The organism is Pseudomonas sp. FP2309 (assembly GCF_030687575.1).
Lineage (GTDB): Bacteria > Pseudomonadota > Gammaproteobacteria > Pseudomonadales > Pseudomonadaceae > Aquipseudomonas.
Window position 1 is genome coordinate 5298531 of record NZ_CP117439.1, and the last position, 21620, is coordinate 5320150.

Consider the following 21620-nt stretch of genomic DNA (forward strand, 5'->3'; position numbering starts at 1 on the left):
GCGGCCTCTATCTACATAAGTCGACTTTCCCGACCGGGATGGCTGCGATACCATCCGGTTCCCCAACGGACTCCGCCAGGACGACGCGATGAACCGAGTGTTGTACCCAGGTACCTTCGACCCGATTACCAAAGGCCATGGCGATCTGGTCGAACGTGCCTCTCGCTTGTTCGACCATGTGATCATCGCGGTCGCGGCCAGCCCCAAGAAAAACCCGCTGTTTCCTCTGGAACAGCGCGTGGAGCTGGCGCGTGAGGTCACCAAGCACCTGCCTAACGTGGAAGTGGTGGGCTTTTCGACATTGCTGGCGCACTTCGCCAAAGAGCAGAACGCCAATGTGTTCCTGCGTGGCCTGCGCGCGGTGTCGGACTTCGAATACGAATTCCAGCTGGCCAACATGAACCGCCAACTGGCGCCGGACGTCGAGAGCCTGTTCCTCACGCCGTCGGAGCGTTACTCGTTCATTTCCTCGACGTTGGTCCGTGAAATCGCCGCCTTGGGCGGAGATATCACCAAGTTCGTGCACCCGGCCGTGGCCGAAGCACTGACGCTGCGCTTCAAGAAGTAACCTGTGGTGAGTGCGCTCGCTGCTGTAGCGAGCACGCCTGCTCACTACAGGCAACCGCACAGACAGCCAGACGATCGGCCACAAGTCGGACCCGCTCGCACTGCGGGCGCCAATGCGGCACAATTGCGCGCATTCGTTTTCAGATGCCCTGGCTGACAGCCCTGGCAGGAGTTTCCATGTCCCTGATCATCACCGACGATTGCATCAATTGCGACGTCTGCGAACCCGAGTGCCCGAACGCGGCGATTTCCCAAGGTGAGGAGATCTACGTGATCGACCCCAACCTGTGCACCCAGTGTGTCGGTCACTATGACGAACCTCAGTGCCAGCAGGTGTGCCCGGTCGATTGCATTCCGCTGGATGAAGCCCATCCGGAGACTGAAGCGCAGTTGATGGAGAAGTACCGGAAGATTACCGGTAAGGCTTAAGCCTGTTGGCGTGTGAGGGCCTTATCGGCGGCAAGCCCCCGATAGCACGATCAGCGCTGACACCTCGGGCAGAACACACTCGCGCGCTGCCCCAGCACCACGTTGCGCAGCTCGGTGCCGCAGACCTTGCATGCCTCGCCGCCACGCCCATAGACGAACAATTCCTGCTGGAAATACCCTGGCTGTCCGTCGCCGCCGATAAAGTCGCGTAACGTTGTACCGCCGCGCTCGATGGCAGCGGCCAGCACACGCTTGATCTCAATCGCCAGTTTCAAATAGCGCGCCCGCGAAATGCCGCCGGCCTCGCGGCGTGGGTCAATCCCCGCTGCAAACAGCGCTTCTGTCGCATAGATATTGCCCACGCCCACCACCACGACGTTGTCCATGATGAACGGCTTCACCGCCATCGAGCGCCCACGGGACAGCTGAAACAGGCGATCGCCATCGAACAGATCGGTCAACGGCTCCGGGCCCAGGCGGATCAGCAACTCGTGGTTGTGCGGGTCCTGGCTCCAGAGCATCGCGCCGAAACGCCGTGGGTCGGTGTAGCGCAGGGCCAGGCCGGACTCCAATTCGATGTCCACGTGTTCATGTTTGGCCGCCGGCATACCGACTTCAACCAGGCGCAGGTTGCCCGACATGCCCAGGTGGCTGATCAGGGTGCCCACTTCGGCGTTGATCAGCAGGTACTTGGCCCGCCGCTCCACCAGCACGATGCGCTGCCCCGAAAGGCGCACATCCAGGTCTTCCGGGATGGGCCAGCGCAGGCGCCGCTCACGCACCACCACACGGCTGACGCGCTGGCCCTCCAGGTGCGGGGCGATACCGCGTCGGGTGGTTTCGACTTCGGGTAACTCGGGCATGTGTACCTCGTGATGGAAGGGTCAGTGCGCGCCCAGCTCGCGGATCGACAACTTCATGCTCTCGAAGTCGTAGTCCGACAGGCCCACGTAGTCCAACACCAGATGCCCCACCGCGTTCCACTCGTGGTCAACGGCCTGGTTGCCCAGCACTTTGCAGGACGAACAGATGTGCTCGGCCATTTTCAGGATGGCCAACAGATTCTTGAGTTGTGGATTGCGCGACGACTCGTCGCTGAAAATCGCCAAAGCGTTGTGGTGATTGGCGATGGCGTCAGTCACGTGCTCCGGCAGGCGCCAGGACTTGGCGGTGTAGTAACCCACCACGGCATGGTTGGTATTGAACGCATTGTTCTCGGTGTCCACCACGCGGCAATCGGGCCCGGCGTTGGCGTAGGCTTCTTCCAGCACCGTCATGTAGCTGGGGAAGCGCTTGAGCATCAGCGGCACGCCGCAATCATGGAACAGCCCCAGGGCATAGGCTTCATCGACCGCCTGGGAGCCGGTGCGTTTGGCCAGGGTGAGGCAGGTCATGGCCACATCCTGGGCGGTGTCCCAGAAGCGATTGAGGGTGACGATGGTGTCATCGCTCATCTCGCCCTTGATCGACAGGGCATTGATCAGGTTGATGACCGACCGGCTGCCCAGCAGGTTCACCGCACGCTGGATCGAAGCAATCTTGTTGCTCAGCCCGTAGTGCGACGAATTGACGATCTTCAGCAACGCGCCGGAAAGGCCCGGGTCCTGGGCGATCAACCGCGCGATCACCTCCAGGTCCGGGTCGGGCATGTACTGCTCCATTTGCAAATCCACCATGATTTGCGGCTGCGGCGGCACACTGATGCCTTGCAGGGCCTGCTGGATCTGTTCGGCGGAAAGTTCTTGGGACATAAGTACACACTCTGGGCTAGACGAGGATTCTAACCCTTATAAAGACTCGGCCGACACCCAAATACTGAACTGAAACCGGATCAAATGTGGTATCCAGCCCGCCTGCGAGGGTATTCACGCCGTACGTCAGATACACCGCGCCGCCCGCATCGCAGGCAAGTCGGCGCCCACATGAAGCGTGCCGCAACAGGTATACTCCCGCTCTTTTTTCCGGAGCGACGTCATGTCCCTGCCAAGCCTGCGTCTCAAAGCCAACGCCGATCGTCGTTTGCGCAACGGCCACCTGTGGGTCTACAGCAACGAAATCGACGTGGCCGCCACCCCTCTTCACGGCTTTCAGGCAGGCGATCAGGCCATCCTCGAAGCGGCCGGCGGCAAGACCCTGGGCATCGTGGCCATGAGCCCCAACAACCTGATCTGCGCGCGCCTGCTGTCGCGCGACATCAAGTTGCCACTGGACAAGTCGCTGCTGGTGCACCGCCTCAACGTTGCGCTGTCGCTGCGTGACCGCCTGTTCGACAAGCCGTTCTACCGCCTGGTCTACGGTGATTCCGACCTCCTGCCGGGCCTGGTAGTCGACCGTTTCGGCGACATCCTGGTGGTGCAGATCGCCTCGGCGACCATGGAAGCCCATAAAGAAGACGTGATCGCCGCCCTGACCCAAGTGCTCAAGCCAAGCGGCATCCTGTTCAAGAACGACTCCGCCGCGCGCGATGCCGAAGGCCTCAACCGCTACGTCGAGACCGTGTTCGGCCTGGTGCCGGAGTGGGTGGCACTGGAAGAGAACGGCGTCAAGTTCGAAGCCCCGGTGATCCAGGGCCAGAAAACCGGCTGGTTCTACGACCACCGCATGAACCGCGCCCGCCTGGCGCCGTATGCCAAAGGCAAGCGCGTGCTCGACCTGTACAGCTACATCGGCGGCTGGGGCGTGCAAGCCGCCGCCTTCGGCGCCAGTGAAGTGTTCTGCGTCGACGCCTCCGCCTTCGCCCTTGATGGCGTAGAGCGCAACGCTGCGCTGAACGGCGTTGCCGAGAAGATGACCTGCATCGAAGGCGACGTGTTTGAAGCGTTGAAAGAGCTCAAAGCCAGCGAAGAGCGCTTCGACGTGATCGTCGCCGACCCACCGGCCTTCATCAAACGCAAAAAAGACATGAAAAACGGCGAAGGCGCCTATCGCCGCCTTAACGAGCAAGCCATGCGCCTGCTCAGCAAGGACGGCATCCTGGTCAGCGCTTCGTGCTCCATGCACCTGCCGGAAGACGACCTGCAAAATATCCTGCTGACCAGCGCCCGCCACCTGGACCGCAACATCCAGATGCTCGAACGCGGCGGCCAGGGCCCGGACCATCCGGTGCACCCGGCGATCGCGGAGACGCGGTATATCAAGAGCATTACGTGCCGGTTGTTGCCTAACAGCTAAGTAACGCGCCGATCAAAGGTGGGAACCGGCTCCCACCTTTTTTCGTTGCACGAGATTTTTCCTACCGCTAAAAGCCACATCCTTCCAAGAAGCGTCCCACAACACTCCTGATTGAATTCCATTTTTCGCAGACTAGTATCGGTTTCTGGTTTTACGCCGGAAAACACTCACCATGTCTGGGTCCAAACGCTCGCGCTTCATCCTCATCACCTGCATCTCCCTGATCAGCTTTTTCCCGATCAATATCCTGCTGCCCTCCTTCCCTGCCCTCGCCGCCAGATTCGACACGCCGAGTGCAGACATCGCGCTGTCGATCGGCCTGTTCACCCTGATGTTTTCGATCTCACAACTGATCGCCGGCCCGCTGTCGGATAAATGGGGGCGCAAAGAGGTGCTGCTCGGCTGCATTACGCTGTCGATTGTGGGCGCGCTGGGCTGCGCGATGGCCCCGGACTACCTGACGCTCCTGTTATTTCGCTCGGTGCAGGCCATGGGCTGCGGTTTTTTTGTATTGGGCCACGCCCTGGTAGAGGACTTGTTTGACGAGGAGGATCGAGCCAGGGTCCGGCTCTATTACATGACCTTCAGCGGCTCATTTGTCGCGCTGTCGCCGCTGATCGGTTCCTGGCTGCAAACCACCTTCGACTGGCAAGGCAGTTTCTACGGGTTCGCCGTAATGGCGTCGGGCATGCTGCTCCATGCGGCCTGCATCCTGCCGTCCAAGTCCGCAAGCCCCGATCGCGCGCCCGTATCGATCATCAGCACACTCAAGGCGGTGGCCGGCAGTCGCGACTTCCTGCGCTATTGGTGGATCGCCGCGCTGGTGTTCGCCTGCTATTTCGCGCTGATCAGCGTGACACCGTTGATTTTCATGGATGCCCTGCAGCTCTCCGAGTACCAATACGCCCTGGTGCTGACGGTGTATGGCGTTGCCTACCTGCTCGGCGGCGTGGCGGCATCGTCTTTGCAGAAACGCATGCCGCTGTCCCGGCAAATCAACATAGGTCTGGGATTACTCTGCGGCGCCGGCGTGCTGTTAACGCTGATCATCAGCCTGGATGCAATCACCTCCGTTACCCTACTGATCCCAATGCTGCTCAGTGCCCTGGCCGTCACGTTGGTGCGGCCCGCCGCAATCTCGGCGGCGATGCTGTTGTTTTCCAGCAGCGCCGGTACCGCCGCGTCGGCGGGCAACAGCATCATGTTCCTCACTGCCGCCGTCAGCAGCGCGGCACTGGCCCAGGCTGGTGATTACCTGCTGCTGACCATCGCCCTTAGCTTTATCGGTTTCGGCCTGTGGGGGCTGGTGACCAATCGCCGCACGGGAGGGGGTTAAGGCTGCCGGATCACGGGCGCGAGCAAGAAGACGATTCCCTGGATCAGGCCGATCAGCAGGTAGACGCCTGGAAAGCGATGGATACCGGGCATTCCAATCCCTTTGAAGTGGGGTGGGGGCAAAGGGCCGCCAATCTAAACAAAGCCTGCGGCCCTGAGTATTGCCCGGTTCCCTCCAGCCGCCAGCGGTGTAGAATCGGCCCTATTCATCGCCAGTCATCCCCCGGCGGGTTTATGAGCTCAAGGCCACTGCGCACGGCGATCCCGTAACGTTTGCGGCAACTTCCGGACACCAGTGCCATTTTTCGGGTGTTCCAGACGTCATTAGAAGCTCACTTCCCTTTAGCACCTGATTAAGTAATACCTGATTAGCCGCCCGGAGTGCTCCATGCCAGATTACCGCTCGAAAACATCCACCCACGGCCGCAACATGGCCGGCGCGCGCGCACTGTGGCGTGCCACGGGGATGAAGGATGACGACTTCAAGAAGCCGATCATCGCGATTGCCAACTCGTTCACCCAGTTCGTACCGGGCCACGTCCACCTCAAGGACCTGGGCCAACTGGTCGCCCGCGAAATCGAACGCGCCGGCGGCGTGGCCAAGGAATTCAACACCATCGCCGTGGACGACGGCATCGCCATGGGCCATGACGGCATGCTGTATTCCCTGCCGAGCCGCGAGATCATCGCCGACTCCGTGGAATACATGGTCAATGCCCACTGCGCCGACGCCATCGTGTGCATCTCCAACTGCGACAAGATCACCCCCGGCATGCTGATGGCCGCCCTGCGCCTGAACATTCCGGTGATCTTCGTCTCCGGCGGCCCGATGGAAGCCGGCAAGACCAAATTGGCCAGCCACGGCCTCGATCTGGTCGACGCCATGGTCATCGCCGCCGATTCCAGCGCATCTGACGAGAAGGTCGCGGAATACGAGCGCAGTGCCTGCCCGACCTGCGGTTCGTGCTCCGGCATGTTCACCGCCAACTCGATGAACTGCCTGGTGGAAGCCTTAGGGCTGGCCTTGCCGGGCAACGGTTCGACACTGGCCACCCACAGCGACCGCGAGCAGCTGTTCCTGCAGGCCGGCCGTACCATCGTCGAGCTGTGCAAGCGTTACTACACCGAGAACGATGAGTCGGTGCTGCCGCGCAACATCGCCAACTTCAAGGCGTTCGAAAACGCCATGACCCTGGACATCGCCATGGGCGGTTCCACCAACACCATCCTGCACTTGCTGGCCGCGGCCCAGGAAGCCGAGATCGATTTCGACCTGCGCGACATCGACCGCCTGTCCCGTCACGTGCCGCAACTGTGCAAAGTCGCGCCGAACATCCAGAAGTACCACATGGAAGACGTGCACCGCGCCGGCGGGATCTTCTCGATCCTCGGCTCCCTGGCCCGTGGCGGCCTGCTGCACACCGACCTGCCGACCGTGCACAGCAAGTCCCTGGCCGAAGGCATCGCCAAGTGGGACATCACCCAGACCGACGACGAAGCCGTGCATACCTTCTTCAAGGCCGGCCCGGCGGGCATCCCGACCCAGACCGCGTTCAGCCAGTCGACCCGTTGGGACACCCTGGACGCCGACCGTGAAAACGGCTGCATCCGCAGTGTCGAACACGCCTACTCCAAGGAAGGCGGTCTGGCCGTGCTGTACGGCAACATCGCCCTCGACGGCTGCGTGGTCAAAACCGCCGGTGTGGATGAGTCCATCCACGTCTTCGAAGGCCGCGCCAAGATCTACGAAAGCCAGGACAGCTCGGTCCGCGGCATCCTCGCTGACGAAGTGAAGGAAGGCGACATCGTGATCATCCGCTACGAAGGCCCGAAAGGCGGCCCGGGTATGCAGGAGATGCTGTACCCCACGTCATACCTCAAGTCCAAAGGCCTGGGCAAAGCCTGCGCGCTGCTCACCGACGGCCGTTTCTCCGGCGGCACCTCGGGCCTGTCCATCGGCCACGCCTCGCCGGAAGCGGCCGCCGGCGGCGCGATTGGCCTGGTGCAGGATGGCGACAAGGTGTTGATCGACATTCCGAACCGCTCGATCAACCTGTTGATCAGCGATGAAGAACTGGCGGCACGCCGGGTCGAGCAGGACAAGAAAGGCTGGAAGCCGGTTGAGAAACGGCCACGTAAAGTGACCACGGCGCTGAAGGCTTACGCGCTGCTGGCCACCAGTGCCGACAAGGGCGCCGTGCGCAACAAAGCAATGCTCGACGGCCTGTAAGCCCCGCGCATAAAAATGCCCCGCACAGTGCGGGGCATTTTTTTGCCTGGAGAAAACCCAGGAACAAGGAAGATCAAACGGTGGGAGGGGGTTGGCCCCGGTATAAACCGGGCACATGGTTGACAGGCGGTTACTGGATTTCTTCAGGTTTGACGATCACCCAGTTCTTGTCCGCCGTCACCGGCAACCCTTCCTTGGCCTGCGCCGCCGCGTGCTTGGCCATCATGCCGTTGAGCTGGGTCATGTACTTGTCTTTGCGGTTGATCCACAGGTGGATGCCGCCCTTGGCCACGTCCACATCATGGAACAGCATGTAGCCGTCACTGGTGGGCGTATCGCCGCCGACGATCACCGGTTTTTTCCATTCGTCGATGTAGGTAAGGATTGCGGCGTGCTTGCCGGCCATCCAGGTCGCAGGCGTCCACAGGTACGGCGTGAGTTCCAGGCCGAGGTTGGCCTTTTCGTCATACTTGCCGGCAGCGATCTGTTTGCGTGCGGTGGTCAGCTCGCCGGTCTGGCGATCCTTGAGCAACGTGGTCACACCGATGACATTCTGGGGTTTGACGTTGTAACCGTACTTCGGATCGGCCGCGACCATGCGCACCAACTCTTCCGAGGCGGCGGTCATCACGTACACCTCAATGCCGTTTTCCATTAACTTGTTGTACAGCTCGGCCTGACCGGTGAAGACTTTCGGCGGTTGCACCTCGGACTTTTTCACCGCGTCGCCTTCGAAATAGGTGACCGGAACGGGCTTGCCGGAGGCCATCAGCTCATCGACCTGGACCTTGAGTTCCTTGAGGGTAAAGCCGGAAAACACCTGGGCGACCCACGGGTAGCAGACCATGTCGTCCACTTCGCACAGGCGATAGTAGTAACTGAACAGGCTCTCTTTATGCTCGGCGGTGTCTTTGAACGGCATCAGTTTGAGCGACGGATCGAGGCTGTCGCGGGTGATCAGGCCCTTGTTTTCCATGTAGGGCAGCAGGGACTCTTCGAGGTCGTAACGGTAGCTGGTGTTGTCCATGTCGAACACCGCGTAATTACCCTTGTTGGCGTTGGCGGCGATCATGTCGTTGAGCTGTTTGGCGGCAGGCGCTGGCCAGTGTTTCAACTCGGTGGCGGCAAACACCTGGCTGGCGAGCCCCAGGCAAAGTGCGGCGGATACCAGTAGTTTCGGCGCGAGCTTCATAGGCGGTGTCTCCCTGAGTGAAAGACATCGACGCTAACAAATCCCTGTGACAGTTCCCATGTCGAGCACGACCGTGCGCGTCCTGATCCCGCCAGCGACATACGCCTGAGCGTCACCGGCTTATTCCAAAAACGACACTTGCCATTCCATAACGATATTAAATCATTATATTTCAAGCTGTTAGGCTTCCCGGTTCGCAATCGCAGGCTCACGCGATTGGCTGCCTTCTCAACGGAGCTCTAATGAATCTGCCCCTGATTCTCAACTTATTGGTGTTCTTGGCCCTGTTATCGGGCCTGGCACAGACGCGTCGTACTCACTGGAGCCTGGCCAAAAAGGTCCTGCTCGCGCTGGTCCTCGGCGTGGCGTTCGGTGTGGCGCTGCACAGTATCTACGGGGCCGGCAACCCGGTGCTCAAGGCCTCTATCGGCTGGTTCGACCTGGTCGGCAATGGCTACGTGCAACTGCTGCAAATGATCGTGATCCCGTTGGTATTCGCTTCGATCCTCAGCGCAGTGGCGCGCCTGCATAACGCAGCGTCCCTGGGCAAGATCAGCGTCCTGACCATCGGCACGCTGCTGTTCACCACCGCCATTGCGGCGCTGATCGGCATCGCCCTGACCAACCTGTTCGGCCTGACCGCCGAAGGTCTGGTGGCCGGCACCCAGGAAATGGCGCGCCTGCAAGTGATCCAAAGTGATTACGCAGGCAAGGTCGCCGACCTGAATATCCCGCAACTGCTGCTCTCGTTCGTGCCGGCCAACCCGTTTGCCGACCTGGCTCGGGCCAAACCGACGTCGATCATCAGCGTGGTGATTTTCGCCGCTTTCCTGGGCGTTGCCGCATTGCAACTGCTCAAGGACGACGTGGAAAAAGGCCAGAAAGTGCTCAACGCCATCGACACCCTGCAAGCCTGGGTGATGCGCCTGGTGCGCCTGGTGATGAAGCTGACCCCGTACGGCGTACTGGCGCTGATGACCAAGGTCGTCGCCAGCTCCAACCTGCAAGACATCATCAAGCTCGGCAGTTTTGTGCTGGTGTCGTACCTGGCCCTGGGCCTGATGTTCGTGGTGCACGGCCTGCTGCTGTCGCTGGCCGGGGTCAACCCGTTGCGGTTTTTCCGCAAGGTGTGGCCGGTGCTGACCTTTGCCTTCACCAGCCGCTCCAGCGCGGCGACGATCCCGCTGAGCATCGAAGCCCAGACCCGTCGCCTGGGCATCCCGCAATCCATCGCCGGTTTCGCCGCCTCGTTTGGCGCCACCATTGGCCAGAATGGCTGCGCCGGGCTCTACCCTGCGATGTTGGCGGTGATGGTGGCGCCGACCGTGGGCATCAACCCGCTGGACCCGCTGTGGATCGCGACCCTGGTGGCGATTGTGACCCTGAGTTCGGCCGGTGTGGCCGGCGTGGGCGGCGGCGCGACCTTTGCCGCACTGATCGTGCTACCGGCCATGGGGTTGCCGGTGTCATTGGTGGCGCTGCTGATTTCCGTGGAGCCGCTGATCGACATGGGCCGCACAGCGTTGAACGTGAACGGTTCAATGACGGCCGGGGCGATTACCAGCCAGATCATGGGCCAGACGGACAAGACGCTGTTGGAGGCCGAAGAGCACGCGGAATTAGCGCAGGCCTGATGGACCGCTATCGGGGGCAAGCCCGCTCCTCCATTCGACCCCATTCCCATGTTGGAACTCGGTCAAAATGTGGGAGCGGGCTTGCTCGCGAAGAGGGTGACAGCTGTACGCAGGTTCGCAGACCGATTACCAAAGAACCCGGCATACCCGAAGATATCCCGCGCCCAATCAACGCCAGCCTCGACTTCTGCCTGGAGCGCCACAGGTGAGGCGCTACAACATCATGACGGGCGCGAAGACCACCGCAGGCGGCGAAGTGATCAGCGGCATGGAGCGAACCAGTTTCAACGGCCAAATGATCGCCAGGGAGGGTGACCGGGTTGCGTGTCCGGCATGCAGTACTGAAGGCGTCATTGAGCTTGCCGGCCCTCGCCTGCGCGAATTATGGGGCGGCAAACAAGCGGCGCTGGAGGGTGATCTCTGCAGGTGTAAATGCGTTCCACCGCCGGAGCTGATCGCCAATCAGCGCTTTGAACGAGCCCTGAACACGCCAGAAATTTTGGCACCACGGCCGTCATGGCTTCGACCGGTACGGCGGGCGTTGTCGGGAGGATCGCAGGAACGCTCGGCAGCGACCTGGGTGCCTGGGCCGTACGCGGCGGGCTGGCAGGAGCCAGTGCAGCACTCAATGTCATGCTGCTGGCTTTCTGGCCACGGGATATCGGTGATTCAACGTTATATACCCCGGAACAACTGGCAGGAATGCGCTCGGCCAGTACACGGGTGCGGTTTCAGTTTCGCCAGGATGAGTCAGGTGAGCTGCGTGTTTACGGCATACATACCAAGGCTGACAGTGGCGCTGATCGTGTACCCGTTGCGCAAGCTAGATGGAATACGGACAAAAGCGCGATGGTGGCCGTGCTGGATGGCATCAGCATTACCTGGACGCCAAATAAAGGGCCGGTGGTCAGTGCGCCGAGCCCGTATCCAGGCACATCGGAGCGCCTGGATAATTTGTTCGTGCATCCGGTTGCCGTGGGGCAGGATTCGGCAATCAGTCACTACCCTGGGCGCGAAGCTGAGGATGTTACCTGGCAGGATGCGATCATTTCGTTTCCGGCTGATTCGGGTTTGCCGCCGTTGTATTTGGTGTTTGCCAAGCCTGCGGTGAGTCCGCTTGAGGTGGGGGTTTATGGTGATCTCAGCGCGCGAAGCCGGGGGGACGGTTTAGACATTGATCATATTCCGTCACGAAAGGTGCTTGAGGCCAGTTTGAAGGCCACGTTCCCTGGTATTACCGAGCAGGAGGTTCAGATATACCTGAGGCAAGCCTCTGCGATAGCGATTCCCGCTCGGGTGCATCAAAAATTCAGCGAGACTTACGGTGGGCGCAATACCAAGGCGAAACAAGCTCATGACGTTTTCAATTTACGAGCCGCCACGGATCGGAACTTTAATGCAATCAAGCCGGGTTTGTTGGAAGAGGGCTATAGCGAGTTAAAAATCGAAGCAGCCCGTGAGCAATTGCACAAACTCAATCAGGAACAGGGTGGTACTAATGGACGGCAGAACCATTGAAAAATGGATTAAAAACCTTGGGCGCCATCATGACGTCTTGGTCGCTGAAGGTACCGTACCCAGTCAGCCTTTAAGCGAGCTTTACCAAGGGCGTGACTCGTTAACGTTAAAGCCTGGTGCGGGACTTGAGTTGAGCTTTTCGGCGCAGACAAAAAATCTGGAAACTCTTCACATTATCCTGCTTGAGACTATGAAGGGGATGACGTCATACGCCGGAGAGCTACCCAAACCATTTTCACTGGTGAGGAATCAATCTGGTGTGCGGGCCGCTTTCGGAGCGCCGCTGGAGTCAAGGGGAATGACGAAATTGCCCTTGAATACGGCGATTGGGGGTTGGGATTCTTATCGGCTAGACTCGCAAACTCATCCAAACGCCAAACTGATTTTTACCTATGCAGAAAATCTTCAGATCAAGACACTGACGTTTACCCTGCTTGATCCTGGATCACGATGAGTGGATGCCGTTAAAACTCATTGTTTAGTAGGAGGTTCGGGGCGAACTTATGACGAGTTTATTGTCGAGAGCCTACTTCGTGCCGGATCGATAAAACCACACGCTCCCCGCTCCGAGCGGGGACGATCTTAGCCGCGTTCCCACACCTCAAAGCTGTATGCCGGCTTATCACCTTCGCCGGGATTCGGCAGATTGGAAACCAGCTTCCACTGCTGCGCATCAAACGCCGGAAACCAAGCATCCCCTTCCGGGCTCAGCGCCACGCGCGTCAAATACAGGCGATCCGCGTGTTCCAGGCCCTGCGCATACAACTGCGCGCCGCCAATCAGCATCAGCTCATCCACGCCCTGCTCCAGCGCCCAGGCTTGAGCCCGTGCCACGGCGGCTTCAAGCGACGGAAAAACTTCCGCACCTTCCAGCACCAGGTTGGTCTGACGGCTGACCACCAGGTTCAAGCGCCCCGGCAGCGGTCGGCCCAGGGAGTCCCAGGTCTTGCGCCCCATGATGATGGGCTTGCCCAGCGTGGTGGCCTTGAAATATTTGAAATCCCCTGGCAAGTGCCAGGGCATGCTGTTGTCGACGCCGATCACGCGGTTTTCACCGAGGGCTGCGATCAGGCTTAAAGGGAGAGTTTTTTTCATGGCGACGAGAATACCAGAGCCGCGACCCAGCGGTTATGCTCCAGGCTCACTGACACGACAGGACGGCGCGTGACTGTACTGACTCCTCTGCAAAAACTCTGGCTGACGGAAACCGTGCGCTTGCGTGAAGAACACGCCGGCGCCCTGGACGACCTGGAAGCCAACCGGCTGGCCCGCACCGCGGGCGGCGACCTGCCGACGCGCATCCAGCAGCGCGCGTTGCACCTGGCCGAGCGCGATGGCCTCACCCCCGCCCTCACCCGTTGGCTGCAAGGCGCGCGCCTGGCGCTGGTGCTGCTGGCGATAGTCGCGATCATCAGCGGTGCCGGGCTGGCATTTGCCGCGCTGGGCAACGGTTTAACCCCCGTAAATGTGTTCTGGGCCCTGGGCAGCCTGCTCGGCGTGAACCTGATCCTGCTGCTCAGTTGGGCCCTGGGCCTGCTGTTTGCCGGCGAGCACGGCGCCAGCCTCGGCCGCCTGTGGTTGTGGCTCAGCGAAAAACTCGCCCGCGACGCCAAGGCCGCTCAACTGGCGCCCGCGCTGTTACTGCTGCTGCAACGGCAAAAGCTCAATCGCTGGGCCGTGGGCGTGCTGGTCAATGGCCTGTGGTTGCTGGCGCTTCTCAGCGCCCTGGTCATTGTGCTGACACTGCTCGCCACCCGGCGCTACGGCTTTGTGTGGGAAACCACCATTCTCGGAGCCGATACGTTTGTCGCCGCCACCCAGGCCCTCGGCAGTCTGCCGGCCTTGCTCGGGTTTAACGTGCCGAGCGTCGAGATGATCCGCGCCAGCGGTGACGCCGCGCTCACTGTCGAAAGCGCCCGCCAGGCCTGGGCCGCCTGGCTGGTCGGAGTGCTGCTGGTCTACGGCGTGCTGCCGCGCTTGATCCTCGCCCTGCTATGCCTGTGGCGCTGGCACCGCGGGCGCGCCGCCTTGCACCTGGACCTCAACCTGCCCGGCTACGCGCAACTGCGCGAACGCCTGATGCCGAGCAGCGAACGCCTGGGGGTCAACGACGCCGCGCCCGAACAGTTACACCACGCCACGGCAGGCGTGAGTGAGTTGGACAGCGACGGTGCGCTGCTGGTGGCCATCGAACTGGACGACACACACACCTGGCCACCGAAACTGCCGGCCAACGTCAAAAATGCCGGCATCCTCGACAGCCGCGAATCGCGCCACAAACTGCTGGATCAGCTCACCCGCTTCCCGCCCGCCCGCCTGGCCATTGCCTGCGACCCTCGCCGCTCGCCCGACCGTGGCAGCCTGGCGTTGATCGCCGAGCTGGCACGCAGCGCCACGGCCACCCGTGTCTGGTTGCTGCAAGCCCCACCGGGCCAGGCACTGGACGCCGCGCGCCTGGGCGATTGGCACACCGCGCTGCAACAGTTGGAACTGCCGTTCGCCGACTGCGCGCCGCTCAATTGGCTGGAGACCGGCCATGACTAAACCGCTGAAACTCGCCGTGGTCGGCCACACCAACGTGGGCAAGACCTCCCTGCTGCGCACCCTGACCCGCGATGTGGGCTTTGGCGAAGTATCCCATCGCCCCAGCACCACGCGGCATGTGGAAGGCGCACGGTTGTCGGTGGACGGCGACGCCTTGCTGGAGCTGTACGACACGCCCGGCCTGGAAGATGCCATCGCCCTGCTCGACTATCTGGAACGCCTCGATCGACCCGGCGAACGCCTGGACGGTCCGGCGCGCCTTGCGCGGTTTCTCGAAGGCAGCGAGGCCCGCCAGCGTTTCGAGCAGGAAGCCAAGGTGTTGCGCCAACTGCTGGCCTCGGATGCCGGCCTGTATGTGATCGACGCCCGCGAGCCGGTGCTGGCCAAGTACCGCGATGAGCTGCAAGTGCTGGCCAGTTGCGGCAAGCCGTTGCTGCCGGTGCTCAACTTCGTCAGCAGCAGCGACCATCGCGAGCCCGATTGGCGCGAAGCCCTGGCCCGCCTGGGCCTGCATGCACTGGTGCGTTTCGACAGTGTCGCGCCGCCCGAAGACGGCGAGCGCCGCCTGTATGAAAGCCTGGCCCTGCTGCTGGAGAACGCACGGCCGCAGTTGGAACGCTTGATCCTTGATCAGCAAGCCCAACGCCAGGCCCGCCAGCAAAGCGCCGCCCGGTTGATCGCCGAGCTGTTGATCGACTGCGCGGCCTGTCGGCGCAGCGTGGTCACCGAAGACGAACCCCAGGCCATCAGCGATCTGCGCAAAGCCGTGCGTCAGCGCGAGCAAAAATGCGTGGAGGCCCTGCTCAAGCTGTTCGGTTTCCGCCCGCAGGACGCCGCCGCCAGCGATTTACCGCTGCTGGACGGGCGCTGGGGTGACGACTTGTTCAACCCGGAAACCCTCAAACAACTCGGCGTGCGCGTGGGCGGTGGCATCGCCGCAGGCGCCGCCGCCGGGGCCGGGGTGGACTTGCTCGTCGGCGGGCTGACACTCGGCGCCGCCGCCATCGCCGGTGCGATTGCCGGAGGCGCGCTGCAAACCGCGCGCAGCTATGGCGGCCGCCTGCTGGGCAAGATCAAAGGCCAGCGCGAACTCACCGTCGACGACAGCGTGCTGCGTCTGCTCGCCCTGCGCCAGCGCCAACTGCTCAAGGCCTTGAACCAGCGCGGGCATGCGGCGATGCACAGCATCAAGGTCGACACGCCCCAGGACAAAACCTGGCGCGAGGGTAAATTGCCGGACGCGCTGCACAAGGCTCGCGCCCACCCGCAATGGTCATCCCTCAACCCGCACGCGAAACTGAGCCAGGCTGAACGCCAGGAACAGGTCCAGGCCCTGGCTCAGCGGCTGGACGCGTCCTGATCGGCCAATAACTGCAACGCTTTGGCTTTGAGCAGCTCAAGGTCGATCAATGACACGTGCATCTCCTTGGCGTGCTCGTCCCATTGGCGCATGCGCAGGCTCACCGCGCACAGCGGGTCCTGTTCGAACACCTGGGCCTCTTCGGCGCTCATGGGCCCGCCCTGGTAAGCCAGGGTCCGGCGGCTGGCTTCGCTCAGACGGGCGTAGTAGTCAGGCTGGCTGAACGTCAGGTAACGCTTGGCCTGCACGTGATACTCCACCAGCCTGGCCATGCGCTCGCCGAAGCCTGCGCGCCGCAAATAATCGGCCCCCAGCCGCTCATGGCTGGCCACGCCGTAACCACCCATAGGCTCGCCGCCCTGCCCGCAGATATGCCCGATATCGTGGAAAAACGCCGCCAGCACCACCTCATCATCAAAGCCTTCAGCCATTGCCAGCTGTGCGGCCTGGGACATATGTTCGATCTGCGACACCGGCTCGCCGATGTAATCGGCCTGGCCGTGCTGTTCGTACAAACCGAAGACCTCGGCCACCACCTGCGCACGGGTCATAGCACCTGCCCCCACAATGCCGTGATATTCCGCTCGGCCATCGCCGGGCCCACACTCATCCCCACTCCGGTGTGCATCAACGCGGCGCTCACGCCGGGTGCCACGCGCAGGAACGAAAACGGTCCAGGCCCGCGCGCGCCGTACACCCCCTGCCAACGCTCCAGCACCTGAACCTTGCACCCCAAGGTGTGCTCGGCCAGTTCGATCAGCCAGTCGTCGACCTGCTCGGCATTGAACGGTGATGCATCGCTGCCGTAGTCGTGGGAGTCGCCGATGATCAGTTCGCCATGGGGCGTCGGGCTGATCAGCAGGTGAATCCCGTGTTGGTGCAGGTGCGGTGCTTCACGCAGGATCTGCGCCTGCACCGCTGCTGCTTCCGGCAAGTCGGCGAACGCGCCGTAATGCACACAACTGAGGCCCGTGAGCAATGCGTGTTGCAGGTTCAGGTCAAGCGCCGGCCGCGCGCGCAGCATTTGCAGGCGACAGATCTGTGGATTGAGCTGCGTGATCGCCTCGGCCAGCAGGGTCTGGTAATCGTGCCCGGAGCACACAATGATCTGCTCGCCCCGAAAACTGCCCGCCGTGCTGTGCAGCTGGCCCGGTTCGACCTCGCGCACCAGGGTCGAGAAGTGAAACTCCACGTTCAATACCTGGCTCAGGTAGTGGATCAGCGCCGGGATCGCTTCGCGCGAATACAGCTGCTGATCGTCCTTGCCGTGCAACGCCGCGCGGTGATGGCCAAACTGGCCGCCATACAACGCCTTCAGCGCCGCGCCTTGCAGCAACTCGACGCGGTAGCCATGTTGCTGTGCACGTCCGGCGCAGAACGCTTCCAACAGTTGCTCTTCGGCCTCGGTCCGGGCGAACAGGTACGAACCATTGCGCTTGAGTTGCACCCCCGCCACCTGGGCCCAGTGCCCCCAGATCTCGCGGCTTTCCCGTGCCAGCTCGAGCATCGGCCCAGGCGGTTGGCCCGTGACCAATGCCTGACCGAAGTTGCGCACCGACGCCCCCAACGGCGTGGCGCTGCGCTCGAACACCTTGACCTTGAGCCCGCGCCTGGCGGCTGCGTAGGCGTGGGACAGGCCGAGGATACCGGCGCCGATGATCAGCAGGTCGCTGTGGTGTGTCATTGGTAATGTCCTGTTTTCAAGACCGCTATCGGGGGCAAGCCCCCGATGAGGCCACTGGCCCTGACGAAAAAAACCTACTGACCGGCAACCTTCTCCGACTTGCCGTCATAACGCTTACGCCACTCGGTCAAAATGCTGTCGCGGTTCTTCGAGGCCCAGGCGAAGTCGTTTTTGATCAACCGTTGCTCATAGTCGGCCGGCAATTCGGTCTGCGGCTTGGCAACACCGGGCTGAGCGAGGACGGCGAAGTTGTCCTTGTACAGCTCCATCGCGGCGGGGCTGGCCGAAAAGTCAGCCAGTTTTTTCGCTGCCTCGGCGTGGGCGGTGCCCTTGATCACGGCGGTCGCTTCGATGTCCCAACCCAGGCCTTCCTTGGGCAGGATGATGTCCAGCGGCGCGCCTTGGCGCTTGAGCTGCACGGCCGGGTATTCAAAGGAAATACCGATCGGGAACTCACCGGACGCCGCCAGTTTGCAAGGCTTGGAACCGGAGTGGACGTACTGGCCGATGTTCTGGTGCAGGTCGTCCATGTACTGCCAGCCCTGCTTCTCGCCGAAGGTCTGCAGCCAGGCGCTCACATCCAGAAAGCCGGTACCGGAGGATGCCGGGTTAGGCATGACGATCTTGCCCTTGTACTCAGGCTTGGTCAGGTCTTGCCAACTCACCGGCTTGGTCAGGCCTTGCTTCTCGGCTTCGACGGTGTTGAAGCAAATGGTCGCGGCCCACACGTCCATGCCCACCCAGGCCGGCGGGTTGGCGGCGTCGCGGTAATTTTTGCCGATCTTGTCCAGATCCTTCGGCGCGTAGTTGTCCAGCATGCCCTGCTGGTCGAGGATCGCCAGGCTGGAGGCGGCCAGGCCCCACACCACGTCCGCCTGGGGCCGGGCTTTTTCGGCCAGCAGCTTGGCAGTGATGATGCCGGTGGAGTCACGCACCCATTTGATCTCGACGTCGGGGTTGGCCTGCTCGAAGGCCTTTTTGTAGGTCTTCAACTGCTCGGCTTCGAGGGCCGTGTACACGGTGAGCTCGGTCTTGGCGAAGGCATTCAGGCTGAATGCAGTGAGTACCGCAGCGACCAGCGCCAGGGGCTTGAACATGGAGCACCTCCTTCAGGATGTTTATTGGCCCGGCGCACGCTGGCGCCAGGCTTGGGAACGGCGCAACGCGCCACGTGAAGCCCACGCCAGCAGCAGCGAAACGCCGCCCGAGGTGAACAGGATCAGGGTCGACATCGCCGCCGCACCGCCCACATTGCCGGCGTCATCCATGTTCAATACGGCGACGGCGGCGAGGAGGGTGTCGGGGCTGTAGAGGAAGATCGCGGCGGACACGGTGGTCATCGCCGACACAAACAAGTAGCGCACGATGTCCAGCAACGCCGGCAGGCAGATCGGCACGGTGACGCGCAGATAGTGGCGGTACAGCGGCGCCTTGAGCGACAGCGCGGCGGCTTCGAACTCGCTGTCCAACTGGCGCAGGGCCGTGGTGGCGGTCATCTGCGCGGTGGTCAAATAATGAGCAATGGTGCACACCACCAGCAGGGTCATGGTGCCGTAGAACACATGGAGCGGGTTGCCGTTGAGGTTGAAGAAAAATACATAGCCCAACCCCAGCACCAGTCCCGGCACGGCCATCGGCACAAAACTGAGCAGGCGCAGCGCCAGGTTGAGGCTTCTCTGACCTTTGGTTTTTTCCATCAGGTAGGCGCCGGTGAAGATCAACACGCTGCCGACCAATGCCGTGCACAAGGCCATGGTCAGGCTGTTGCGATAGGCCAGCCAGCCACCGCCTGCGGTGTCTTCGAACTGGTAGTGGTTGAGCGACAGCGACAGGTTGTACGGCCAGAATTTGACCAGCGAGGAATACACCGCCATGCCGAACACCAGCAGCAACACGCCGCAGATCAGCAGGACGATGGCCAGGTAGCAGCCATCCCTTAACCGCGAGGGTGTCGGCTGGAACACTTGGGCGCGGCCACTCATGGCGTCGCCCTGACGACGGCGCAACCACGCATCCACGCCAAAACTGAACAGCGCCGGCAGCAGCAACACCATGCCGATCAACGCGCCACGACCAAACTGCTGCTGGCCGACCACGGCTTTATAGGCCTCCAGCGCCAGCACTTGGTAATCACCACCGACCACCACGGGCACGCCGAAGTCAGTGATGGTCAGGGTGAACACCAGGCAGAACGCGGCAAAGACGGCTTGTCGCGTGGCCGGCCAGGTAATGCTGCGAAACGCCCGGGCGGGGCTGGCGCCCATGCTTGACGCCGCATCGAACAGTCGCGCATCCGCCAGGGACAGCGCCGACAGCAGAATCATCAGCGCGTGCGGGAAGGTGTAGATCACCTCACCCAGCACAATCCCCCAGAACCCGTAGATATTCTCCGCGAGCAGCCCGCGCAGCAGGCCCTGGTTACCAAACAAGTACACCAGCGCAATGCCTGGCAGCATTGACGGCGCCATCAGCGGCAGCAGCGAAAGACCGCGCCAGATCGCCTTGCCAGGAATCAGCGTGCGTTGCAGCGCGAAGGCAAACAGGTAAGCCAACGGTACGACGATGGTCGCCACGCTGAAGGAGACTTTGAGGCTGTTGCCCAGCAGCCAGTGGAAATTTGCGCTGATGAGCAGTTCTCGTGCCGCCACAAGACCACCGCCCTGCCCGGCTTCGCTGCTGAACCCGCGCCAGAAAATCGCCAGCAAGGGCATCAATACCGCGACACCCAGCAGGCACAACCACAGCAGTTTGCCGCCGACCACGAACAAGCGGTCGCCGGCTTCGGCACGGGACACCTCGCGGGGCAGCGGCACGCTCATATCAACGGCCATTTCAGGCAAATACCTGCAGGCTGCGCGGCGGCAACGCCACCCAAATGTCCTGAGCGCCCAGGCGCGGCATGGCTTCGGGAGCCAGTTCGGCCAGCAGTGGGTGACCGGGCAGTTGTTCCAGTTCAAAGCTCATGCGGCAGCGGTTGCCAAGGAAGGTGATCTCGCGAACCTTGGCCGGGAACAGGTTTTCTTCGTGCACCGGCGGGTTGACGCTGATGGCTTCCGGGCGGCAGAACAGGCGGCCGGACTTGGCCACACCGGCGTCATCGGCCAGACGCATGTTCAGCCCGCCGACCTGGGCATGGCTGGCACTGTTGCGGCTGAACGGCAGCCAGTTGCCCTGGCCGACAAACTCCGCCACGAACGGTGTGGCCGGGCGGTCGTAAATCTCCTGGGGCGTGGCGTATTGCTCGACCTTGCCGTTGTTCATCACCGCAATGCGATCGGCCATCAACATGGCTTCGTCCTGGTTGTGGGTGACCATCAAGGTGGTGATGCCAAGGCGGCGTTGCAGTTGGCGCAGCTCGGTGCACAGGTGCTCACGCACACGCGCGTCGAGGGCCGACATGGGTTCGTCGAGCAACAACAACGAAGGCGCAGGCGCCAGCGCTCGGGCCAGGGCCACCCGTTGCTGCTGGCCACCGGAGAGTTGACCGGGGTATTTCTTTTCGCTGCCCACCAGGCCGACCAACGCCAGCATTTGCCCGACGCGCTGGCGCACTTCATCGCGGCCGCTGCCGGTGAGGCCGTAGCCGATGTTCGCTTCGACAGTGAGATTGGGAAACAGCGCGTAGGACTGGAACAAAATGCCGTAGTCCCGCGCCTGCGGTGGCAACAGGGAAACGTCGCGGTTGCCCAGGTAAAGTTCGCCACTGTCCTGGCGCTCCAGGCCGGCGATGCAACGCAGCAAGGTGGTCTTGCCGCAACCGGACGGCCCCAGCAGGCACACCAGCTCGCCGGCGGCGACGTCCAGGGACACGTCGTCCAACGCCGCAAAGGCGCCGAAGCGTTTCTGGATACCGCGCACTTTCATCGGCGCGCCGGGTTGGCTCAGGGCTGTGTTCATGGTGGCACCTCATCAAACTGATGAGAGCCATGCTAGGCAGGCAATGCGTCGCTCATGTG

Annotated in this window: 19 protein-coding genes and 1 pseudogene; 11 read left to right on the forward strand and 9 right to left on the reverse strand. The window is 62.0% G+C overall.

The annotated features are described in order from the left end of the window. Window positions 1-88 precede the first annotated feature (88 nt). The gene (coaD, locus tag PSH59_RS24500; protein WP_022641651.1) at window positions 89-568 is read left to right on the forward strand and encodes a pantetheine-phosphate adenylyltransferase; all 480 of its coding nucleotides are present in this window, start codon (window positions 89-91) and stop codon (window positions 566-568) included. Between the two features lie 176 nt (window positions 569-744). Then, window positions 745-996, forward strand: a complete 252-nt coding sequence (locus PSH59_RS24505) for a YfhL family 4Fe-4S dicluster ferredoxin (protein WP_010564414.1) — start codon at window positions 745-747, stop codon at window positions 994-996. A 50-nt stretch (window positions 997-1046) separates the two neighbouring features. On the opposite strand, the gene mutM is transcribed toward PSH59_RS24505, so the two are convergent. After that, on the reverse strand, window positions 1047-1859 hold the full coding sequence (mutM, locus tag PSH59_RS24510; protein ID WP_248080665.1) for a bifunctional DNA-formamidopyrimidine glycosylase/DNA-(apurinic or apyrimidinic site) lyase: 813 nt from the start codon (window positions 1857-1859) through the stop codon (window positions 1047-1049). A 21-nt stretch (window positions 1860-1880) separates the two neighbouring features. Further along, window positions 1881-2693, reverse strand: coding sequence for an HDOD domain-containing protein (locus tag PSH59_RS24515; RefSeq protein ID WP_248080693.1), 813 nt, complete (start codon window positions 2691-2693; stop codon window positions 1881-1883). Window positions 2694-2970: 277 nt separating this feature from the next. Between PSH59_RS24515 and PSH59_RS24520 the strand changes: the two genes are divergently transcribed. From PSH59_RS24520 to ilvD, 3 genes are all read left to right on the forward strand, one after another. Further along, window positions 2971-4167 carry a class I SAM-dependent rRNA methyltransferase gene (locus PSH59_RS24520; RefSeq protein WP_071490392.1) on the forward strand — a complete coding sequence of 399 codons (1197 nt, stop codon included), beginning with the start codon at window positions 2971-2973 and terminating at the stop codon, window positions 4165-4167. Between the two features lie 172 nt (window positions 4168-4339). After that, window positions 4340-5503 (forward strand): MFS transporter, encoded by a 1164-nt coding sequence (locus PSH59_RS24525; RefSeq protein WP_305393859.1) that lies wholly within the window; start codon window positions 4340-4342, stop codon window positions 5501-5503. 387 nt (window positions 5504-5890) lie between these two features. Further along, window positions 5891-7732: a dihydroxy-acid dehydratase gene (gene ilvD / locus PSH59_RS24530; RefSeq protein WP_305393860.1), complete on the forward strand. Its 1842-nt coding sequence runs from the start codon at window positions 5891-5893 to the stop codon at window positions 7730-7732. Window positions 7733-7862: 130 nt separating this feature from the next. Here the strand turns inward: ilvD and PSH59_RS24535 are convergent, their stop codons facing one another. Next, window positions 7863-8924, reverse strand: coding sequence for a haloacid dehalogenase-like hydrolase (locus PSH59_RS24535; protein WP_305393861.1), 1062 nt, complete (start codon window positions 8922-8924; stop codon window positions 7863-7865). Between the two features lie 242 nt (window positions 8925-9166). Between PSH59_RS24535 and PSH59_RS24540 the strand changes: the two genes are divergently transcribed. From PSH59_RS24540 to PSH59_RS24555, 4 genes and pseudogenes are all read left to right on the forward strand, one after another. After that, on the forward strand, window positions 9167-10558 hold the full coding sequence (locus PSH59_RS24540) for an L-cystine transporter (RefSeq protein WP_305393862.1): 1392 nt from the start codon (window positions 9167-9169) through the stop codon (window positions 10556-10558). Window positions 10559-10826: 268 nt separating this feature from the next. Then, window positions 10827-10937 (forward strand): annotated as a pseudogene (locus PSH59_RS24545) (hypothetical protein); the annotation flags it as partial. Between the two features lie 137 nt (window positions 10938-11074). Further along, window positions 11075-12076, forward strand: coding sequence for an S-type pyocin domain-containing protein (locus tag PSH59_RS24550; RefSeq protein ID WP_305393863.1), 1002 nt, complete (start codon window positions 11075-11077; stop codon window positions 12074-12076). Further along, window positions 12057-12530, forward strand: coding sequence for a DUF6392 family protein (locus PSH59_RS24555; protein ID WP_248081571.1), 474 nt, complete (start codon window positions 12057-12059; stop codon window positions 12528-12530). The genes PSH59_RS24550 and PSH59_RS24555 overlap by 20 nt, the downstream gene beginning before the upstream one ends. Before the next feature lie 128 nt (window positions 12531-12658). Here PSH59_RS24555 and PSH59_RS24560 read toward each other — a convergent pair whose 3' ends face one another. Continuing rightward, on the reverse strand, window positions 12659-13171 hold the full coding sequence (locus tag PSH59_RS24560) for a dihydrofolate reductase (protein WP_305393864.1): 513 nt from the start codon (window positions 13169-13171) through the stop codon (window positions 12659-12661). Window positions 13172-13240: 69 nt separating this feature from the next. Between PSH59_RS24560 and PSH59_RS24565 the strand changes: the two genes are divergently transcribed. Both PSH59_RS24565 and PSH59_RS24570 read left to right on the forward strand, forming a co-directional pair. Further along, window positions 13241-14620: a DUF2868 domain-containing protein gene (locus PSH59_RS24565; protein ID WP_305393865.1), complete on the forward strand. Its 1380-nt coding sequence runs from the start codon at window positions 13241-13243 to the stop codon at window positions 14618-14620. Then, window positions 14613-15980, forward strand: coding sequence for a DUF3482 domain-containing protein (locus PSH59_RS24570; RefSeq protein ID WP_305393866.1), 1368 nt, complete (start codon window positions 14613-14615; stop codon window positions 15978-15980). The genes PSH59_RS24565 and PSH59_RS24570 overlap by 8 nt, the downstream gene beginning before the upstream one ends. Here the strand turns inward: PSH59_RS24570 and PSH59_RS24575 are convergent. The 5 genes from PSH59_RS24575 to PSH59_RS24595 all read right to left on the reverse strand — a co-directional run bounded on the left by PSH59_RS24575 (window position 15959) and on the right by PSH59_RS24595 (window position 21561). Beyond that, the gene (locus PSH59_RS24575; RefSeq protein ID WP_305393867.1) at window positions 15959-16531 is read right to left on the reverse strand and encodes a phosphonate degradation HD-domain oxygenase; all 573 of its coding nucleotides are present in this window, start codon (window positions 16529-16531) and stop codon (window positions 15959-15961) included. The two genes, PSH59_RS24570 and PSH59_RS24575, sit on opposite strands and share 22 nt — an antisense overlap. After that, window positions 16528-17664 (reverse strand): TIGR03364 family FAD-dependent oxidoreductase, encoded by a 1137-nt coding sequence (locus tag PSH59_RS24580; RefSeq protein ID WP_305393868.1) that lies wholly within the window; start codon window positions 17662-17664, stop codon window positions 16528-16530. The genes PSH59_RS24575 and PSH59_RS24580 overlap by 4 nt, the downstream gene beginning before the upstream one ends. 74 nt (window positions 17665-17738) lie before the next feature. Beyond that, complete coding sequence (locus PSH59_RS24585; protein WP_248081583.1) at window positions 17739-18761, reverse strand: putative 2-aminoethylphosphonate ABC transporter substrate-binding protein; 1023 nt, start codon at window positions 18759-18761, stop codon at window positions 17739-17741. A gap of 21 nt (window positions 18762-18782) precedes the next feature. After that, entirely contained in the window at window positions 18783-20495 is a 1713-nt protein-coding gene (locus tag PSH59_RS24590; RefSeq protein ID WP_305393869.1) for a putative 2-aminoethylphosphonate ABC transporter permease subunit, read from the reverse strand. Between the two features lies 1 nt (window position 20496). Next, window positions 20497-21561, reverse strand: a complete 1065-nt coding sequence (locus tag PSH59_RS24595; RefSeq protein WP_305393870.1) for a putative 2-aminoethylphosphonate ABC transporter ATP-binding protein — start codon at window positions 21559-21561, stop codon at window positions 20497-20499. Between the last annotated feature and the right edge of the window lie 59 nt (window positions 21562-21620).

Coding starts and splice junctions, on each gene's coding strand:
- coaD (WP_022641651.1), top strand. CDS start 89: ATGAACCGAGTGTTGTACCCAGGTACCTTCGACCCGATTACCAAAGGC.
- PSH59_RS24505 (WP_010564414.1), top strand. CDS start 745: ATGTCCCTGATCATCACCGACGATTGCATCAATTGCGACGTCTGCGAA.
- mutM (WP_248080665.1), bottom strand. CDS start 1,859: ATGCCCGAGTTACCCGAAGTCGAAACCACCCGACGCGGTATCGCCCCG.
- PSH59_RS24520 (WP_071490392.1), top strand. CDS start 2,971: ATGTCCCTGCCAAGCCTGCGTCTCAAAGCCAACGCCGATCGTCGTTTG.
- PSH59_RS24525 (WP_305393859.1), top strand. CDS start 4,340: ATGTCTGGGTCCAAACGCTCGCGCTTCATCCTCATCACCTGCATCTCC.
- ilvD (WP_305393860.1), top strand. CDS start 5,891: ATGCCAGATTACCGCTCGAAAACATCCACCCACGGCCGCAACATGGCC.
- PSH59_RS24535 (WP_305393861.1), bottom strand. CDS start 8,924: ATGAAGCTCGCGCCGAAACTACTGGTATCCGCCGCACTTTGCCTGGGG.
- PSH59_RS24540 (WP_305393862.1), top strand. CDS start 9,167: ATGAATCTGCCCCTGATTCTCAACTTATTGGTGTTCTTGGCCCTGTTA.
- PSH59_RS24550 (WP_305393863.1), top strand. CDS start 11,075: ATGGCTTCGACCGGTACGGCGGGCGTTGTCGGGAGGATCGCAGGAACG.
- PSH59_RS24555 (WP_248081571.1), top strand. CDS start 12,057: ATGGACGGCAGAACCATTGAAAAATGGATTAAAAACCTTGGGCGCCAT.
- PSH59_RS24560 (WP_305393864.1), bottom strand. CDS start 13,171: ATGAAAAAAACTCTCCCTTTAAGCCTGATCGCAGCCCTCGGTGAAAAC.
- PSH59_RS24570 (WP_305393866.1), top strand. CDS start 14,613: ATGACTAAACCGCTGAAACTCGCCGTGGTCGGCCACACCAACGTGGGC.
- PSH59_RS24575 (WP_305393867.1), bottom strand. CDS start 16,531: ATGACCCGTGCGCAGGTGGTGGCCGAGGTCTTCGGTTTGTACGAACAG.
- PSH59_RS24580 (WP_305393868.1), bottom strand. CDS start 17,664: ATGACACACCACAGCGACCTGCTGATCATCGGCGCCGGTATCCTCGGC.
- PSH59_RS24585 (WP_248081583.1), bottom strand. CDS start 18,761: ATGTTCAAGCCCCTGGCGCTGGTCGCTGCGGTACTCACTGCATTCAGC.
- PSH59_RS24590 (WP_305393869.1), bottom strand. CDS start 20,495: ATGGCCGTTGATATGAGCGTGCCGCTGCCCCGCGAGGTGTCCCGTGCC.
- PSH59_RS24595 (WP_305393870.1), bottom strand. CDS start 21,561: ATGAACACAGCCCTGAGCCAACCCGGCGCGCCGATGAAAGTGCGCGGT.